This is a genomic window from [Mannheimia] succiniciproducens MBEL55E (assembly GCF_000007745.1).
GTDB lineage: Bacteria > Pseudomonadota > Gammaproteobacteria > Enterobacterales > Pasteurellaceae > Basfia > Basfia succiniciproducens.
In genome coordinates, this window is sequence record NC_006300.1 from 1,315,763 (window position 1) to 1,335,588 (window position 19,826).

16 protein-coding genes and 1 riboswitch are annotated in these 19,826 nt (G+C 40.4%); of the genes, 7 read left to right on the forward strand and 9 right to left on the reverse strand.

Annotated features, from left to right (window positions below; translation table 11 throughout):
• The first annotated feature begins 130 nt into the window (after positions 1-130).
• Both MS_RS06025 and MS_RS06030 read left to right on the forward strand, forming a co-directional pair.
• A complete protein-coding gene (locus MS_RS06025) occupies positions 131-2,278 on the forward strand; it encodes a TonB-dependent siderophore receptor (protein WP_011200489.1) in 2,148 nt (715 codons plus the stop codon).
• 60 nt (positions 2,279-2,338) lie between these two features.
• On the forward strand, positions 2,339-4,114 hold the full coding sequence (locus MS_RS06030) for an ABC transporter ATP-binding protein/permease (protein WP_011200490.1): 1,776 nt from the start codon (positions 2,339-2,341) through the stop codon (positions 4,112-4,114).
• 48 nt (positions 4,115-4,162) lie between these two features.
• Here the strand turns inward: MS_RS06030 and cra are convergent, their stop codons facing one another.
• The 4 genes from cra to MS_RS06050 all read right to left on the reverse strand — a co-directional run bounded on the left by cra (position 4,163) and on the right by MS_RS06050 (position 9,388).
• Entirely contained in the window at positions 4,163-5,155 is a 993-nt protein-coding gene (cra, locus tag MS_RS06035) for a catabolite repressor/activator (RefSeq protein WP_011200491.1), read from the reverse strand.
• Between the two features lie 213 nt (positions 5,156-5,368).
• Complete coding sequence (gene ilvN / locus MS_RS06040) at positions 5,369-5,860, reverse strand: acetolactate synthase small subunit (protein WP_011200492.1); 492 nt, start codon at positions 5,858-5,860, stop codon at positions 5,369-5,371.
• A 1-nt stretch (position 5,861) separates the two neighbouring features.
• Entirely contained in the window at positions 5,862-7,580 is a 1,719-nt protein-coding gene (locus tag MS_RS06045; protein WP_041639787.1) for an acetolactate synthase 3 large subunit, read from the reverse strand.
• 269 nt (positions 7,581-7,849) lie between these two features.
• Positions 7,850-9,388: a Na+/H+ antiporter NhaC family protein gene (locus MS_RS06050; protein WP_011200495.1), complete on the reverse strand. Its 1,539-nt coding sequence runs from the start codon at positions 9,386-9,388 to the stop codon at positions 7,850-7,852.
• Positions 9,389-9,476: 88 nt separating this feature from the next.
• Positions 9,477-9,654: riboswitch (Lysine riboswitch) on the reverse strand.
• A 279-nt stretch (positions 9,655-9,933) separates the two neighbouring features.
• Between MS_RS06050 and MS_RS06055 the strand changes: the two genes are divergently transcribed.
• Together MS_RS06055 and purU are read left to right on the forward strand one after the other, a co-directional pair.
• Positions 9,934-10,338 carry an H-NS family nucleoid-associated regulatory protein gene (locus tag MS_RS06055; protein ID WP_011200496.1) on the forward strand — a complete coding sequence of 135 codons (405 nt, stop codon included), beginning with the start codon at positions 9,934-9,936 and terminating at the stop codon, positions 10,336-10,338.
• A 29-nt stretch (positions 10,339-10,367) separates the two neighbouring features.
• Positions 10,368-11,207, forward strand: coding sequence for a formyltetrahydrofolate deformylase (gene purU, locus MS_RS06060; protein ID WP_011200497.1), 840 nt, complete (start codon positions 10,368-10,370; stop codon positions 11,205-11,207).
• Between the two features lie 43 nt (positions 11,208-11,250).
• Here the strand turns inward: purU and hemA are convergent, their stop codons facing one another.
• The 5 genes from hemA to MS_RS06085 form a co-directional block, all read right to left on the reverse strand.
• Complete coding sequence (gene hemA, locus MS_RS06065; RefSeq protein WP_011200498.1) at positions 11,251-12,585, reverse strand: glutamyl-tRNA reductase; 1,335 nt, start codon at positions 12,583-12,585, stop codon at positions 11,251-11,253.
• Positions 12,586-12,781: 196 nt separating this feature from the next.
• Positions 12,782-14,248, reverse strand: a complete 1,467-nt coding sequence (locus tag MS_RS06070) for a peptide ABC transporter substrate-binding protein (RefSeq protein ID WP_226977678.1) — start codon at positions 14,246-14,248, stop codon at positions 12,782-12,784.
• Between the two features lie 228 nt (positions 14,249-14,476).
• Positions 14,477-14,938 (reverse strand): glycine zipper 2TM domain-containing protein, encoded by a 462-nt coding sequence (locus MS_RS06075; RefSeq protein WP_011200500.1) that lies wholly within the window; start codon positions 14,936-14,938, stop codon positions 14,477-14,479.
• A gap of 21 nt (positions 14,939-14,959) precedes the next feature.
• Positions 14,960-15,292, reverse strand: a complete 333-nt coding sequence (locus MS_RS06080; RefSeq protein ID WP_041639791.1) for a hypothetical protein — start codon at positions 15,290-15,292, stop codon at positions 14,960-14,962.
• 2 nt (positions 15,293-15,294) lie between these two features.
• Positions 15,295-15,885, reverse strand: a complete 591-nt coding sequence (locus tag MS_RS06085; protein WP_011200502.1) for a VOC family protein — start codon at positions 15,883-15,885, stop codon at positions 15,295-15,297.
• A 98-nt stretch (positions 15,886-15,983) separates the two neighbouring features.
• Between MS_RS06085 and argS the strand changes: the two genes are divergently transcribed.
• The 3 genes from argS to MS_RS10875 all read left to right on the forward strand — a co-directional run bounded on the left by argS (position 15,984) and on the right by MS_RS10875 (position 19,808).
• Positions 15,984-17,714, forward strand: a complete 1,731-nt coding sequence (gene argS, locus MS_RS06090) for an arginine--tRNA ligase (protein ID WP_011200504.1) — start codon at positions 15,984-15,986, stop codon at positions 17,712-17,714.
• 143 nt (positions 17,715-17,857) lie between these two features.
• Positions 17,858-18,784 (forward strand): RsiV family protein, encoded by a 927-nt coding sequence (locus MS_RS06095; RefSeq protein WP_011200505.1) that lies wholly within the window; start codon positions 17,858-17,860, stop codon positions 18,782-18,784.
• Positions 18,785-18,803: 19 nt separating this feature from the next.
• Positions 18,804-19,808, forward strand: a complete 1,005-nt coding sequence (locus MS_RS10875; protein ID WP_050738259.1) for a DUF3298 and DUF4163 domain-containing protein — start codon at positions 18,804-18,806, stop codon at positions 19,806-19,808.
• Positions 19,809-19,826 lie beyond the last annotated feature (18 nt).

Below are 19,826 nucleotides of genomic sequence, written 5' to 3' on the forward strand. Positions count from 1 at the left end.
TCTAAATAAAAATAATTCTTATTGTATAAGATAAGGATTTTCTATATACTTTCCGCAATTTTTATCGCATAAATTTGCGTATCTATTTTTTATCAATACCCTAATAATCTTAAATAATCTAAGGTTTCTTATGAATTTTAAATTTAACTTAATTTATACCGCACTTTTCAGCGGGCTTGCTTTTTCGTCCTATGCAACTGAAACGAATCAGGAAGTAAATACCGAATTAGAACAAATTAACGTCGCTACCGAATTAGAAAAAGCAAAAGCTGCCGGCAATAAACAAAAAGACATTGTGAATTTAAGTTTATTAGGCCGTCAACCCGCCTTTACCTCACCTATTTCCGTGGTAAATTATGATGAAAAAGCCTTTGAAGACAAGCAACCCCGTAATGTTGTGGATGCCATTGCAAAAACCGATGCTTCCGTAATGAATTTCGGCGGCGAAACCAATACGCTTTCGGGAATTTATGTGCGCGGCTTGCAGCTTGATGCGCGCCAAATCAGCGTAAACGGCTTAGCCGGCCTTTATTCCACTTACAACTCGCCGACCGCCGCAGTCAGCTCGGCACAATTAATTAAAGGCGCATCAACCGCCACAACAGGTATGGATCCTGAAGGTTCCGCCGGTTCAGCTATGAATATTGAAACCAAACACGCAACGGATAATCCGATTAATAAAATCGGTTTTGGCTGGTTCAGTAACAACCGTTTGCAGGAATCTTTTGATTTTGGCCGCCGATTCGGCGAAAACAATGCCTGGGGTGTACGTGTTAACGGTAAATATCGTGACGGCGATACCGCCCGCCACGGATATGACGAGATTAATAAGGAATTTGCCGTTGCCGCAGACTACCGCGGCGATAAATTTCGCGCTGCCATAGACTATATGTACGCCAAACGGGCCACCAACGGCGGACGTGCACGCGTACAGGATATTCAAAATCTTGATTTTGCCATGCCGAAAGCGCCGGACGGAAAAATTAATTTAATTCCGAGCTGGTCAGGACAAACTACCGAAGATCAAACCGTTATGGGTACCTTTGAGTATGATTTGCCTTATAACATGATGTTGTCCGGCGGACTTGGCCATATGGAATCTAAATATTACGGTGCATTCGGTCAGATTAGGATGACAAATACAGAAGGCGATTATAGTATTCGTCAAATGCGAGCGATAGATTATCGTATCCGCACCACCAGCGCCAATCTAAAATTACAAGGCGAATTGGAAACGGGCTCCCTATATCATATGTGGAACACGTCATTTGACTTTGTTCAGCGTCAACGGGACTTCGATCAAAGCCCGGTATTAAGTAATTTCTCAACCAATATTTATAATCCGGTATTCCCTTCCGTTACCGCTTATTCAGCCTTACAACAGTCAACCGATGAAAAATCACGCAGCTATAGCTGGGCGTTAGCGGATACCGTCGGCTTCTTTGACAATAGTCTGCGTTTAACCCTTGGCGGTCGTTTCCAATGGATAAAACAGCACAATTATAAAAACGATAGCAAAGGCGATAAAAACCGCTTTAGCCCGATGGTCACGCTGGCTTATGTGCCGAATCCTGATTTAGTGTTCTACGGTAACTATCTGGAGGATTTAGAGCCGGGTTACGTGGATGAAGACGGCAATATGGCAAAACCGGTAGTAAGCCGCCAGATTGAACTTGGTGTGCGTAAAAACTGGGGAGATTTATTCACCACTACCGCCAGCATTTACCAAATTCGTCGCCCGGGTATTGTCACGACTAATTTAGCTAAAAACAATGCTGACTTTACAGTCGGCGAAGAACAGGGTGAAGAACGCAATCGCGGTATCGAATTTAATATTTATGCCAGCCTGTTTAACAACACAGTACGCCCAAGCTTAGGCATTACTTATAACAAAGGGGAATTAATCGACTATTCCACTTATGCCGGCGCAATTAAAACCGGAACCCAGGTCGCAAGCCCTAGAATTATCAGTAAAGCCAATATCGACTGGGATACACCGTTTATTGAGAATCTGACCTTAAACGCCGCTCTGCAGTATTACGGCAAATCCTATCAGGATATTGATAAAAAATATAAACTACCCGCTTACACAACAGTGGATCTGGGAGCGAAATATCTGATTAAGCTCAATGAAACTCAAACTCTGACGTTACGTGCGGCGGTAGAAAATGTATTCGACAAAAACTACTGGCAGGTACAACGCGGCAAATATGACCGCAGTTTTGCCGTGGTGGGTATGCCCCGTACTTACTGGCTAACCGCAGAATATACATTCTAATTATCACCGGTCAATCTAAGGGCAGTTCACTGCCCTTTTGTCTTATTCGGAAAACAATGCATGAACTGGCAAACAGAATTAAATAACAGTTTTTCATGGCTGATTACCACCCTCATTTGGGTGTCTTTGGCATTCACTTTTTTTGCTTTACTACTAAGAAAAACGGATTTTGGTGAGAAATTCTGGTTAGTAACCAAACCCTGTATTGAACAATCCAATAAATTTAAAACCATCGGGCTGATACTATTTCTATTTTTATTGATCTTATTGGAAGTACGCATCAGCGTCTTAAACTCTTTTTTCTATAATGGGTTATATAGCGCGTTGCAAGATAAAAAAGCCGATGCCTTTTGGTTTTTCGCCACAATTAACGCCATGCTGGTAGGCTTTAAAATCATCCATTCCATTATAAATTACCTAATTCGTCAGATCTTTGAAATCCGCTGGCTGGAAAAATTCAACGACGACATGCTCAGCCGCTGGCTTGATCATAAAAATTATTATCGGCTGAAATATGAAAAAGATCTGCCCGATAATATTGACCAACGTATCGAACAAGATGCCCGCGAATTTATTACCGGGACCGTGGATCTAGTGGATGGTATTTTAGGTGCCATTGTTTCCATTATTGAATTCACCATTATTCTATGGGGGCTTTCCGGCTTGCTTGTATTATTTGATATCAGCATTCCAAAAGGCGTCGTATTTTTTATTTATACCTTTATCATTATTGCCACTGCCCTTTCCGTCTGGATTGGTTATCCGCTGATTAAATTGAATTTCAATAAAGAAAAACTGAACGGTGATTACCGTTATTCTTTAATCCGTATCCGGGATAATGCGGAAAGTATTGCATTTTACGACGGCGAACAAAAGGAACGCCAATATTTAAACGAAAGATTTAAAGCCATCATAAAAAACCGTTGGGCAATCGTGCGGCAAATGCTGGGGCTGGACGGTTTTAACACCGGGGTAACGCAAATTGCCATGATTTTGCCCCTAATGTTGCAGGCACCGCGATTTTTCGCCGGGCAAGCCACATTAGGAGATATGCACCAAACAGTACAAGCCTTTAATCGCTTAATGCGCGCCCTTTCGTTTTTCCGTTTGTTTTACGAACAATTCACGCTTTATCAAGCGCGGCTGAACCGTTTGTATGGTTTTATAGGGAAATTAAACGAACTGGACACCCATTTAATCCCAAATCCTATTGAATGCAGCCAGCTCGTTGCTTTAGAGAATTTCGGTTTGAAAGATGCAAAAGGCAATGTGCTGTTCGAGGGAATTAATTTAGAACTTTCCGCCGGCGACGCATTACTGATTCAAGGCGCTTCCGGCACCGGAAAAACCACTCTTTTAAAAGCCATTGCCGGTATTTATCCTTTTGAAACCGTCGGGCGTTCAAAACGTCCGTGCAACGGCAAAATTTTATTCTTACCGCAGCGCCCTTATATGCCGCAAGGTTCATTACGCGAAGCGATTTGTTATCCTAACATTGACCCTCACCATCCCGAACTTGAAAGCTATATGCTGAAATGCCATTTGGATAAATACATTTTCGCCCTCGATCAGGAAAATGACTGGCAGGCGATTCTTTCCCCGGGAGAACTGCAACGGGTGGCGTTTATCCGGATTTTCCTGACTAAACCGGATGTGGTTTTTCTGGATGAAACCACATCCGCTCTGGACGAGCCGACGGAACATAGTTTATACAGCAAGATCCGACAGGCGTTGCCGGGCATGATTATACTGAGTGTCGGGCATCGCTGCACATTACAACAATTCCACACCAAACATTTGGTTATCGGGCTCGACAAATCCAGCCGGACAATATAAAAAAACTGCGGTAATTTTTACCGCAGTTTTTATCAATGGAAAATAGGTTTATTGCCAGTTATGGTAAGCCAATCTACGCTGAATAACGGGATGAGGCTGTTTTAATTTTTTAATGCGCATTTTGTGCAGCGCCAAATCCAACAACGCCTGCACTACCTTACTGTGATCCTGCACGCTGCACACAATTTTATTTTCCAGTAACTCAAGCATTTCATGCCACCCGAAGGTGGCAATCACCAAATCTTTCGGAAAAGCTTCATTGCGTTTAATAAAAGACATCAATAGACCCTGCAATAAAGTCAATGACGTGGAGAAAATAGCATCAGGTACGATTCCGTTCTTCTCAATCCATTCGCTCACTAATTGCTCGGCATTTTCCTTACGGAATTGGCTCGCATAAAGATAATCAACCTGCACCTGCTTTTTGCCCAGCGCCTGTTTAAATCCTTCCTCGCGGGCTTTACTCATCGGTAATTCAGGCAATGCGCCTAAAAATAAAATACGTTGATAATCCGCTTTATCAAACAAAGACACGGCAAGCTCATAGGCATCATGTTTATCGTCGGTAAGTACGTTATCTACCCCCTCGGAATCAATATGGCGATCAAAACCGATAATCGGAATGGCGTTATTTTGCTGATAATAATGATTATCCGCCGGCAATACGGTGGAAACGAACAACGCGTCAACCTGACGCTGAAACAGATGTTTCGCACATTCAAGTTCATTTGCCACATTATCGTTAGAACAGGTGATCAATAGCTGGTAGCCATTCTCACGACAGGATTTTTCCAGCTGATTAGCAATTTTGGCATAACTTAAATTTTCAAAATCCGGAATAATCAACCCGATAGTGTTGCTCTTGCCCGCTCGTAACCCCGCCGCCATGGCATTGGGCTTAAAGTCATATTCTTTTATTAAGGCTTGCACTTTTTCTATGGTTTTGTCGCTGACCCGGTATTGTTTAGCTTTGCCGTTAACCACATAACTGGCGGTAGTGCGAGAAACACCCGCCAATTTTGCCAATTCTTCTAACTTCATTATTTTATCCTTAAAACGTGAAACTGCTGAAACGATTATAGCACCTGAATGTTAAATATTTAGTACGGAATTATAAATATTTGATCTAGTTCTCACTAATTATTGATGAAGTCATATTTTTTAGACAATTTGCAACCGGGTGGCAGGTTGAAAGGTGAAGAAAAAGAAAAAAGTGCGGTAAATTTTACCGCACTTTTAGTAAAGAAGAGAAACTTATAGACAGTTTTTCTCGCCGCGAGACAAACTGATTAAGCCCGAACGTACAATCTCAATAATTGTAGTCTCTTCTTTTACCGCGCTAACAAAGGCGTTTAATTTGTCCTTTGTACCGGCTAATTGAATCGTATAGGATTTGGTTGTTACATCTACAATCTGACCGCGGAAAATATCCGTTAAACGTTTAATTTCATCACGGGTCGAACCGGTAGCGCGCAATTTCAATAACATGACTTCACGCTCAACATGTTCGCAATCACTTAAATTAATGACTTTAAACACATCCACCAATTTGTGTAATTGTTTTTCGATTTGCTCCAATATCGCTTCATCTCCCGAGGCTTCGATAGTCATACGTGACAAAGTCGGATCATCGGTCGGCGCTACGGTTAAACTTTCGATATTGAATGCACGTTGAGAAAATAAAGCAACCACACGAGATAATGCACCCGATTCATTTTCTAGTAATACTGATAAAATTCTACGCATATTATTTCTCCGCTGGTTTACCTAAAAGCATTTCATTCATTCCGCCGCCTGTAATTTGCATTGGATATACATTTTCCGTGGCATCCACAAGTACATCGACAAACACTAATTTATCTTTAACCGCAAAGGCTTGAGTCAGTTTTTCCTCTAACTCGTCTGCCGTATTGATTTGAATCCCTACATGACCGTAAGCTTCCGCCAATTTGGCAAAATCAGGTAACGAATTCATATAAACCTGTGAATGACGGCCCGAATAAATCAAATCCTGCCATTGTTTTACCATGCCTAAGAAGCGATTGTTCAGACTTACAATCACAATCGGCGTACCATATTGTTTTGCGGTTGAAAGCTCTTGAATATTCATTTGAATACTACCGTCACCGGTAATACACACAACCCGGCTGTCCGGATGGGCGAATTTCGTCCCGATCGCCGCCGGCAAACCGAATCCCATTGTACCTGCGCCGCCGGAATTGATCCAATGACGAGGCTTATCAAACGGATAATGCAATGCGGCAAACATTTGGTGCTGGCCTACATCGGAAGCAATATAAGCCTCACCTTTGGTTAAACGATAAATCGCTTCAACCACGGCTTGCGGTTTAATCGCTTGAGAAGTGCGGTCGAATTCCAGACATTTTTTCGCCTTCCATTCATCAATTTGTTTCCACCATTCCGTTAAATCCGATTGTGATTTTGATAAATTGTCATCTTCCAGTAAAGATAAAAATTCGGTTAATACATTATCCACGCTACCTACAATCGGAATATCCGCCGCGATATTTTTAGAAATGGATGTCGGGTCGATATCCACGTGGATCACTTTTGCATGCGGACAATATTTCTCTACATTATTGGTGGTACGGTCGTCAAAACGTACGCCGATACCTAAAATTAAATCCGCATTGTGCATTGCCATGTTGGCTTGGTAAGTTCCGTGCATACCCAGCATACCGAGGAATTGTTTATCCGTGCCGGGATAACCGCCCAAGCCCATTAATGAGGAAGTCACCGGCAAATTAAGCAACTGGGCAAATTGGGTTAATTTTTCGCTGCTGTTGCCGATAATTACACCGCCGCCGATAAATAATACCGGTTTTTTCGCCACCAATAACGCTTTCAACGCTTTTTTGATTTGGCCTTTGTGTCCTTGTACATTCGGGTTATAAGAACGCAAGCTTACTTCTTTCGGATATTCGTAAGTATATTTATTGGCAGGGTTGACCACATCTTTCGGAATATCAATAACTACCGGACCCGGGCGACCGGAAGACGCAATATAAAACGCTTTTTTAATGGTTTCCGGAATATCTTCCGCATGTTTAACCATAAAACTGTGTTTAACAACCGGACGGGTTAAGCCGATAGTGTCGCATTCCTGGAAAGCATCGGTACCAATTAAATTGGAACGCACCTGACCGGTAATAATAACGAGAGGCACCGAATCGGTATAAGCGGTTAAAATACCTGTTACCGCGTTAGTTGAACCCGGGCCTGAAGTTACTAATACGCACCCCACCTCACCGGTTGAACGGGCGTAACCGTCCGCCATGTGCACCGCGGCTTGTTCATGACGAACCAGTACGTGTTCGATTCCGCCTAAAGTATGAATCGCGTCATAAATGTCTAAAACCGAACCGCCCGGATAGCCGAACAAATATTTAACGCCTTGATCACGCAATGACTGCACAACCATTTCCGCACCAGATAATTTTTTCATTTTCACCTCTCAAATACCCATAGAAGGAAGTTGATTACTATGGATAAATTACTTATCAATGGAAACAGTTTACCGATCCGAAACGGATTGTCTATCAATTTTTACTTAAATTACATCAATAAAAACAGAATAAAACTCTAATTTAATTAAAATTTTAGAATTTTATAAATTATAAATAATAAAATATAAAAAAAATGCGACTTTATGTCGCATTTTATAAAATATACAAAATTAAATTTTTATTTAAATTTATGACTAAGATCACGTTTTTAACGTTTTTTAGTGATGAAAATCAGCAAAAATAACGCCATGCCCGTAGTGATAAAGCCAAATAATGGAGTTTCAGTAAAACCGACCACTAAATAACCCAGAATTGTGGCCGTGGCAACAAGTAAGGCATAAGGTAATTGTGTCGTTACATGATCCATATGATTACATTTTGCCCCGGTCGACGACAAAATGGTGGTATCCGATACCGGAGAACAATGGTCTCCGCACACGGCTCCCGCCATTACGGCAGATAAACAAGGCAATAGTAATTCCGGAGCGGCATTAACCGCAATCGCCGCCGCTATCGGCAACATAATACCGAAGGTTCCCCAGCTGGTACCGGTGGAAAATGCCATCGCAGCACCTAAAACAAATAATAAAGCCGGCAATAATGCGGGCGTTAAGTTGCCTGAAATCAAACTTGATAAATATTTACCGGTCTGCATATCGCCGACCACTTTGTTGATTGTCCAGGCAAAACATAAGATCAAAATCGCGCCTACCATAGATTTCATGCCTGCGATAACCGCTTTGGCATAATTGCCGGAAGATAATTTTTTTGCCAATACAATCAAAATTGTGGAAATAAGAACCGCAGTCATACCACCGACAACTAAAGAAATTCCGACGGTTGTATTCTCAAAAGCGCCTAATACGCTGAATTCTTTACCGTCAGCCAATAGTGCCTGATTACCGGTATGCATCATCATTGTAACAGTGCCGATAATCAATCCCACAATCGGCAATACGAGATTTCTAACCTGCCCCTGAACTGCCGAATTAGTTTCTTGCACATTATTGGCTTGTTCCATAGCTAATTTTTCATGATGCGCCATAGGCCCGATATCAAATGAAAAATAAGCGACGATAAACACCATAACAATAGAAAAAATCGCATAGAAATTCATCGCACTCATGGTCATAAAAGCGCCAATCGGCGTATAACCGGTAATAGAATGTTCGGCTAATAATCCCGCAACTAAAGTAATAATATAAGCCCCCCAGCTTGAAACGGGCATTAAAACGCACATCGGTGCCGCCGTGGAATCAAGAATATAGGCTAATTTCGGGCGGGATACATGGAATTTATCGGTAACGGGGCGTGCAATCGCACCTACCGCAAGGCTGTGGAAATAATCGTCAATAAAGGTAATAAAGACTAAACAAGCCGCCATAATTTTAGCGCCCCGACGGCCTTTAATACGTTTTTGCGCCCATTCCGCAAATGCCTGATTACTACCGGAAACACTTAAAAGTGCGGTTAAAATTCCCAGCAATAATAAAAAAACAAGAATATTTACATTATTATCATTTAATACGAAATGGTTTTCTTCATCAAAATTAAAAATTAATGAAGTCACACTGTCAAATAAATAACTAACCCCTTGTGCGAGACTTCCGTTAGATAACATTAATGAACCGACAATGATCCCGACGCTTAACGAAAACAATACTTTACGAGTAAAAATCGCTAATGTGAGGGCTAAAATCGGTGGTAGAATTGACCAAAGAGAAGTCGAAAAATCTGCAAGTTGCATTGGTTTACCTAAAATAATATTTATTAGGAAGAGCTACTTAGATTAAATAATCAATGATTAAGGCAGGTAAAATACAGAAAGAAACCGACCCACGAGTAGCGCTCCATAGTTAATCAAAAATGACTATGGCAGTAACGTTCCTTTCGGTGACGTTACCAACCAGTTAAGATGACGCTTAACTGATTTCGGCAAATATTCCTTTCAATTTCCTTCATTGTTATCCACTCTGGAAAAATACTTATAATATTCGCACCTCTACATGTGTAGGGACTGTAAAGATTACAATAAGACAATGAAATTGCCAAGAATAATTAGCTAATAAAATGTAGATTCCGTTTATCTTTGTTTATTATTTGAGCTATAACCTGTTTTTTAACGAGTAATAGATCTTATTATTTCACGAGTAATTTATTATAAATAATAAAGTCCGTGTACTAGCTCTAATTAATTTTACATTTACGATTTTTTTAATTTCCTATATATTATAGAACCTGGCTAATTTAGCTTCATATTTTTTAATTAAATAACATTTAAGGATAATAAAAATGAATGAAGTCATTAAAACATTAAATAATCTGCGTCGTTTACGTTCTATGGCAAAAGAATTATCCATAGAACAATTAGAAAACATAATTGAAAAGTTTCAACTTGTTATAGAGGAAAAAAAAGCGGAAGAATTAGAAATTAAACGCTTAGAAGAAGAACGTAAAAATCGTCTTGAAAAATATCGCGAATTATTAAAAGAAGACGGTATTACCGCAGACGAATTAGCACAAATCCTTGCCGGGAAAAACAATACCGCAAAAGCAAAAAGAGCGCCGTTATCCGCCAAATACAAATATATCAATGAAAACGGCGAACAAAAAACCTGGACCGGTCAAGGGCGTATGCCAAAAGCAATTCAACTTCAATTAAATGCAGGTAAAAGTTTATCTGATTTTGCTATTTAATTTATTAACTTTGCCGTAAACACAACAATATGATCGAAAAGAAAATTCTCCTTACCGATTGCCCTGACGATAAAGGATTAATCGCTAAAATTACAAACATTTGTTATAAACACCAACTTAATATTCTGCATAATAATGAATTTGTAGATTTTGAAACAAAACATTTTTTTATGCGTAGTGAATTAGAAGGTATTTTTAATGAAGCGACATTACGTGCCGATTTAGAATTCAGTCTTCCCGAAGGCGCTAATTTCCGCTTAATTGATGCACAAAAAAGAAAACGGGTCGTTATTCTGGTAACAAAAGAAGCCCATTGTATCGGCGATATTTTGATGAAAAACTATTACGGCGGCCTGGATGTAGAAATTGCGGCGGTGGTCGGTAATCATGAGACTTTAAAAGAATTGGTCGAACGTTTCGATATCCCGTTCCATTGCGTGAGCCACGAAGGCTTGACCCGAGTGGAACATGACAAGCTATTAGCGGAAAAAATTGATGAATACGCACCGGACTTTATCGTTTTAGCAAAATATATGCGTGTATTAAACCCTGACTTTGTTGCCCGTTATCCAAATCGCGTAGTGAATATTCACCATTCGTTTTTGCCTGCATTCATCGGCGCCAAACCTTATCAGCAAGCCTATGAACGCGGTGTAAAAATTATCGGCGCTACCGCCCATTTTATTAATAATGAATTGGACCAAGGCCCGATTATTATGCAAAACGTCATTAATATCGATCACACCTATTCCGCAGATGCGATGATGAAAGCCGGACGCGACGTAGAAAAAACCGTACTGAGCCGAGCGCTGGATTTGGTTTTACATGATCGTGTTTTCGTCTATAAAAATAAAACTATCGTACTGTAAAAAACACAAAAAAAGTGAGCTTAAAAACTCACTTTTTTATTTTCTATTTCTGCGGATTCCGCTCTTTTTTATCCGCAATGCCTAAGGCCGATGAAAAGCTGCGTAATCCTTGAATACTGCCTTGCTTCATCATTGCCTGCATAGCCTGAGTAGGCGAATGAATCAGTTTATTCATCAATTTATAGCTCAACTCCTGCAATACCGTTTCAGGATCTTCGTTTTGTCCGATAGCCTGCACCGCTTTTTCTAATAAATCCTGTCGAATTTGTTCCGCACTTTCACGATAGGTACGGATTAAATTAGAAAACTGATGAACCTTCATCCACTCAAAGAAATCCGACGCTTCCGCATCAATAATAGTCTCCGCTTCTTTTGAGGCCTTTTCCCGCTCGGAAAGATTACGCTGGATAATACTGTGCAAATCATCTACGGTATAATGATAAACGCCGTCCAGTTTTTCCACGCGTTCGTCCACATCACGCGGCACAGCAATATCCACAATCAGCATCGGCGCATTACGGCGTTTTTGTTGAGCCTGTTTGACCATTTCAGCAGTAATTAAAACTATCGGGCTGCCCGTCGAGCTAATCACAATATCCGCCTGATTCAAACCATCCTGCAACTGTTGCAAAGACAACACCTGAATATATTTATTATGCTCTAATTTTTCAACCAATAACTCTGCTCTTGCCAAAGTGCGGTTAGAAATCATCAATTTTTTCACACCGTGACGTAACAAATGGCGCGCCACCAATTCAATGGTTTCACCGGCACCGACGAGGAGAATATTGAGATCTTTCAGTCCTTCAAAAATCTGACGGGCCAAACTGCAAGCCGCATAGGCAACGGATACCGCGCTATTGCCGATATTCGTTTCAGTACGTACGCGTTTTGCCACGGAAAAGGTTTTTTGAAACAGCCGAGAGAATTCGCTGGACATCGGCATATGCTGCGCCTGACAGTAATCTTCCGAGTATTGATAGGCTTGCTTCACCTGACCGAGAATTTGCGGTTCGCCTAAAACTAAAGAGTCCAATCCGCAGGAAACCCGCATTAAATGGTTAACCGCACTTTGATTTTGTTTGATATATAAACAATTTCTTAATTCATCGACATCTAATTGATGTACATCGGCAAACCATTGAATGCATTGTTCCAGCCAACGTTGATTTTCTTGATCAGCTTCAGGAGAAATATGTTTATTGTGCAAATAAATTTCAGTCCGATTACAGGTTGATAAAATAACCTCGCTTTGCGCCAATTCGGATTGAGCGATTTGTTGAAAGGCTAAATCCCGCTTTTCAGGAGAAAAAGCGACCTTTTCGCGCAATGCCACACTCGCTGTTTTATGGTTAATACCTAGAACTAAAATTGTCATGTAAGAAAATCACTCAACTTTATTTTGCCGATTAGCCGCCAACCGACAAAATGCCCGCATAAAAAATTTTTAAAATAAAAACCCTGTCATTTTAATCAATTACAACAAGCCGGGCAAATGTAACTCATCTAAATTTTGACGAATACATCTTTCGGGTTATCCCTTGAGAACAAATTTTAAGCACAATAATAAAACCTTAATTTTTCTGCCGCATCGGTTTGCGTGAAAGATCTTTACTGTAAATCACTTCAGTGGGATTATGAATGTCGAATCCTTGTAACGTCGGATTTAAGTATACCGCTTTTGCATATTGAAAAATCGGCAAAAACAAATGTTCCTGGCGAGAAATAAGCAATACTTGCCGATAAAGCTCGTTTCGTTCCGGTTCAGAAATTGTCTGCTGCGCTTTTTCAAGCAGTTTATCCACCCTTTCCTGGCTGAATCCGGTTTTATTATCCGGATTTTTTGAATAAAGCAAATTTAAAAATGCCGAAGGATCATTATAATCCGCACACCAACCCGAACGAATAATCTGAAAATCACCTTTTGCACGCTTTTCCTGCAACTGTGACCAATTAACAGGCTCCATTTTTACCGAAATCAAATCCGATTGAGACCAACTACGCACAAGACGGTTTGCAATATTCGGGTGTATACCCTCCTGTTCATAAGTTAATTTAAATTGCAACGGATTCTTCTCTGAAAAATCAGCCTGTTGCAGAATTTGCTCCACTACCGTCGCTTGCCAGCTTTCATCCGATTCAAATTCCATATTACGCGGTACAAAATAACTGACGGCAAAACCGGATAACCCGCTGTCCCGTACAATATTATGAGAAGAAATCATAGAATTTAGCGCATTTCTTACCGCAGTTTTTGCCAGATTCTGATCCTTTAAATTAAATTCATAAAAATACGTACATAATTTAGGGAAATTTACGACATTTTCCATTTTGATTTGACGAAAATCAGTGACTAAATCTACCTTTTTCACATCCGTATTGTCGGCTAATTTTTGGTAATGCACCTGTGGAAAACTAACCTTTTCGGCATTCCAATAAAATTCATTTTTTACCAGCGAAATTGTATCCGCCTTTTGTCCTGCCAATTTATATGCGCCATTACTGATAAGCTCTCCCTTATTTGAATTTCCGCCGGAATAAGCCGGCAATAGTGCAATATGCGCCAGCATTTCAGGCAAATAAGAAATGGGTTTATCAAGACTGATTTGTAGATGATATTCATCCTGCGCTTTAATGCCTAATTGAGAAATATCTGATTTGCCTTCCAAAATTTCTTGTGCCTGATCTATATGAATAAAGGCAAGATATTGTCGTAATGGTGAAGAAGATAAGGCTAATAACTTCCAGGCTTGAGCAAAATCCTCAGCGGTCACGGCCTCGCCGTTTGACCATTTGGCATCCTGACGTAAAGTAAAAATCCAGGTTTTGTTATCTTTGGTTTCCCAACTTTCCGCTACTGCCGGTTGAATATTGCCGTGAATATCAAAAATAACCAAGCCTTCAAAAAGGTCTCGCATAAAATCCGCTTGTTCGCTTGATTTTACATCGCGAATATTCAGTACTAAATCCGAATATACTCCCCGGCTCAATATGTGTTGTTCCGGCACTGTTTCAGTCTGTATTTGCTTGGTTGATGTCATACTTTCTGCGGGCTGCTCGGAGACGGATTGTTTGGTATCGGAGAACAAATTCTTAATTCGATCACACCCAACCGAACTCAAAAAACAGCAAAAAATGACCGCACTTTTTGCTACTAAAGAAAACTTTCCCGAAAATAATGAAGATCTCATTTTATTACTCATAACAAACCAAACAATAAAGGCTTTTGATATTACACCAAAAGCCTTTAAAGATCTTAAAAATTCTAATTAAATTGCAGATACGTTAAGTGTTGAACCGCCAACGATACGAACTCGAGCGCCGGCTTTTAAAGAAGCATCCGCTTTTTGAACAACAACGATTTCTTTACCGTCGTCTTTCTTAATTACAAGCTCTAACGCATCAACCTGGCTTACTTTTTCTTCGATTTTGCTACCTGCAACCGCACCGGCTATCGCACCGACCGCACTTGCCACCGCACGGCCGGAACCGCCGCCGATAGTTGAGCCTGTAATGCCGCCTAACACGCCGCCGCCTACGGTTCCGATAACGCCTTGGTTATTAGCCTGGATTTTTACCGGACGAGCCGAAACAATCGTACCGTAGCTGATTGAACGCGCTTCTTTCGATTGCGCACCGGTATAAACATCACCACTGTACACGTCAGTGTTCGCGCAACCGGTTAAACCTAAACTAACTAAAACTGCTAGTGCTAATGTCATTTTTTTCATAATTTTTAACCTTTAAAAAAATTAACGAATGATACCTGTTCTAGATAACCAAGATCTTGAAACCGATCTTGAAATATTTCGAATATTTTTTGTACCGTCTTCAGCTGTCGATACTCGAACGCAAGCGCCGACAGGCAAATCCGAATCATAAGGTTGAGTAATTACAAGATTTTCAACCTTGCCTTCCTTTCCGTCACAATTATTATAGCGAACGGTTAATTTAAGATTTGAACCTTCATATTGGCTAAATAAAATCTCGCCGGCATAACCATCATCATATTGTTTTTGGCTGCCGGAACAAGCCGTTAACCCCAAACCGACTATCATAGCAATTGTCAGAGTAACTTTTTTCATATTCACGAAACCTTAATAATATTTTTGATATTAAACGGGTGGACTTTTATACAAACATGGTTTTGCGATTTATCTGCAAAGCTCACGGCTATTGACGGATTCGGCAACTGTTCGCCATCAACTTTAGGTTCATCCACTTTGATAGTTAAATTGCCCGATTGGTTCCATAAAAATTGTTGTTGAACCCGCTCTACCCATTCAATTGATGATTCATTAGGCAAAAACGGTATAACAAACTCAATGTGCTCCCAGGATTCAACGGGATAATGCTTATTTTTAGGAAACGGCAATTCAATAATAAAGACCCGCTGCCCCATAAATAACAGCGGTTGCTCTAATTCGATTAAATAAATAGCCCGTCCGTTAACAAGATTATTGCTCAAAATTTTACCGTAGTTTAACAAAGTTGTCAGCCAACTTTTCGCTTTATCCTCGGTATTTACACGAATTGACAAATGATCAATTTCATACAAAGATAAATCCACTTTCATCTCTTGAGCCAGCGTTGCGATTTTTTGCTCAAAATCTGAAAATTCCCCATAATTTGCCGGCAAATGCTCAAATAACGAATGTATTTGGTTAAATTTTTGCATTTTTTCTCGCTTTATCTTTTCCAACTAGCTAAAGCACGTTATCATAGCGGATTATTTTTTGAAATCAAATAACATAAAAAAATATAGGTAATAGGACAGTGAATATTCAATGGATTTTATCAGACAAAATTAAACGGGCAATGATTGCGGCGGGAGCAGAACAAAATGCGGAACCTCTTGTTCGCCAATCGGGCAAACCGCAATTCGGCGACTATCAAGCCAACGGAATTATGGGGGCGGCTAAAAAATTGGGTTTAAATCCCCGCGAATTTGCCCAAAAAGTATTAGAGCAAGTGGATTTATCAGACATTGCTGAAAAAACCGAAATAGCAGGTCCCGGTTTTATTAATATCTTTTTAAATAAAAACTGGGTGGCGCAACAGGCGGATACCGCTTTAAACACGCCTAATTTCGGTATTAAAACCGCACATCCGCAAACAGTAGTGATTGATTATTCTTCGCCGAACGTCGCTAAAGAAATGCACGTGGGCCATTTGCGTTCGACAATTATCGGTGATGCGGTAGCGCGGGCATTAGAATTTATGGGCAATCACGTTATCCGCGCAAATCATGTGGGCGACTGGGGAACGCAATTCGGTATGCTTATCGCCTATTTGGAAAAAATGGAAAACGAGCATGCGGACGCCATGCAGTTAAGCGATTTAGAAGCCTTTTATCGCGCGGCAAAAGAAACTTACGACAATGATGAAGAATTTGCCGTGAAAGCGCGCAGTTACGTAGTGAAGTTGCAAAGCGGCGATGAATATTGCCGTACTATGTGGAAAAAATTAGTTGATATGACCATGCAACAAAATCAACGTAACTATGAACGCTTAAACGTTACGCTTACGGAAAAAGACGTAATGGGTGAAAGCCTGTATAACCCGATGTTGCCCGCCATAGTGGAAGATCTGAAAAAACAAGGGCTTGCCGTGGAAGACGATGGCGCGCTTGTTGTTTATCTTGATGAGTTCAAAAATAAAGACGGCGATCCGATGGGCGTTATCGTTCAGAAAAAAGACGGCGGCTTCCTTTACACCACCACCGATATTGCCGCGGCAAAATATCGTTACCATACTCTACACGCCGATCGCGCATTAGTCTTCTCCGATACGCGCCAGAGCCAGCATATGCAACAAGCCTGGTTGATTACCCGTAAGGCTGGCTATGTGCCGGATTCATTCAGCCTTGAACACCATAACTTCGGTATGATGCTGGGTAAAGACGGCAAACCCTTTAAAACCCGTTCGGGCGGCACGGTAAAATTAGCGGATCTGCTGGATGAAGCGGTGGAACGCGCGACCCTGTTAATTAATGAAAAAAATACCGCGCTTTCCGAACAGGAAAAAGCGGCGGTAATTGAAGCGGTGGCGATCGGCTCGGTAAAATATGCCGACTTATCCAAAAACCGAACCACCGACTATGTATTCGACTGGGATAACATGCTGAGTTTTGAAGGGAATACGGCACCTTATATGCAATACGCCTATACGCGTATTCGTTCTATCTTCAACAAAACTGACGTAAATCCGACCGCACTTTCAGCCGCACATATTGAAATCCGCAATGACAAAGAACGCGCGCTGGCGATTAAATTATTACAATTTGAAGAAGCGGTACAAACCGTAGCTAAAGACGGCACACCGCATATTTTATGTAACTATTTGTATGAATTAGCCGGTGTATTCTCAAGTTTCTATGAACACTGCCCGATTTTAAATGCGGAAGAACCTGTTAAATTAAGCCGCCTGAAATTGGCTAAATTGACGGAAAAAACGTTAAAACAGGGATTGGATTTACTCGGCATTAAAACCGTCGAAAAAATGTAATTTCCGACCGCACTTTTTTATCGTCAAGGCAAGCAATTATAAACGCTTGCCTTGTTTATTTAGCGCTTCCACAAGCGCTAAGACAGGCATATAATACTCACGAATTTCACTCCTATCCTAAGCTGTAATCCCAAGGAACAACCATGAATAAAGCTTTACTTCCCGTTCTTGTCTCTTCAATTTTTATGCTCTCTGCCTGCAATGAAGAAAAAAACATAGAATTGGCGGCTCAATTACAACATTATCAGCAACAAGTTGACCAATTAAAAACCGAATTAGAAAACGCCAATAATAAATTAACCCAAACGCAAAACGAATTAACTGCTCAACAGCAAGCTTTCCCCGCATTAAAAACTACGGAAGAAAAAATTTTTACCCGCAACGAAGAAATTAGCTTTACGGAAAACCGACCGACCGGCAGCGGTATTATTAATTATTACATTGATACGGTAAAAACCAGTATTCCCTGGCTGGATAAACTGCTTATCAGCCAAGCGATTGACATATTAAATCAGGATGCCGAACCTAAAGATAAACTGACAATCAACGATTCCGATTCGGATCAACAAAAAGCGGTGCTGACTGAAAAGCTGGAAAACAATTATCAACGGGATTTGGACATTCTTACCGCCAATAAACTGCCCGGTATCGATTATATTATTGAAACGAGCTATCTCGGTCAGCGCGAAAATCTAGTCAGTTTTTCACTATTTCGTCATGCCTATTACGGCGGTGAACGTAGCAGTTTTTACACTCGTTATCTGAATATCGATAGTGAAACGCAGTCTATTATCCGTTTAAGTGACGTTATTCCGCCGGTAAAACAAAAAGAATTAAAAGAATTGTTGTGGAACAGTTACGCAAATGCGCTTGGCAATAATAAACCCTATATAAAAAAACAGAATTTTTATATTGCAAAAGACTTTTATTTCACGCCTGACGGTATGAATTTTGTTTATAGTCCTTCCTCGATTGCCCCATTCTCTGCCGGAGAAATTACATTACAACTTTACTGGAATGAAATTAATACGCTAATTAATGGTCAATATATATGGCATGACATTAAATAATAGACCCAGGAGTTTAATCATGAGTAAAACCACGCTTAGCTTGCTAATTTCCGCCACGTTATTACTTTCTGCCTGTAATGATGAAGAAGTCCGTAGCTTAAAAGAACAACTACAAACCAGCCGGCAGCAAATTGCACAACTGCAAGCAGAATTACAGCAAACCAATGCGACTTCAACCATAAAGGCGGATTCGGCACAACCTGAAGCGGCAATTTCACCCACTGAAGATACGGCGATTCAAGGTAAAATTATTCAAGATGAAATTCCTACCCTGTATGTAAAACCGGTGACGGTATTTGATAAAACGGAAAAATTTAATTTTAACGTTAGTAAAAAACCTAAAAACAATGAACCGCTCTATGAAGAAAGCCACATTCATTATGCAATGCATACGGTAGAAACGGGAATCGAATGGCTGGATTCTCTGCTTTATCAAAATTTAATGGCGGATATCACCATTGAAGATGCCGACAAGCAAAAAGAGTTTGAGTCGATTCCAAATGCAAAAGATCGCTATGCGGCATTTATCGAATACTTTTATAACAACGCCTTGCCCGAAATTAAAAACGGTACTACTTTAGGCTCGGATTATTACATTAATTTGGATTATGTCGGTCAAAGAGAAAATATTCTTACTTTTAAAGTGGCAAATTACATGTATGACGGCGGTGCGCATGGTATGTACAGCACCGATTACATTAATATTGATAGCCGAAAAAAAGCCGTTATCGACTTAAATACGTTGGTAAATAAAGATAAACAGAACCAATTAAAAGAATTACTGTGGAAATCATATCTCGCCTATACTAATAACGATAATTCAGACATACCGTTTACCGAAAAACAGGATTTCGATATCTCACAACAATTCTATTTCAGCTCTGAAGGCGTAAATTTCGTTTATCCGCCTTATGCCCTAGGCTCCTTTGCGGAAGGCGAAATAACCTTATCTATCAGCTGGTCTGACGCTAAAAACATCATTAATAAAGACTATCTTCGAGAAGGTTTTACTATACAGGAGTAAAACCAAACAAAATAAAGC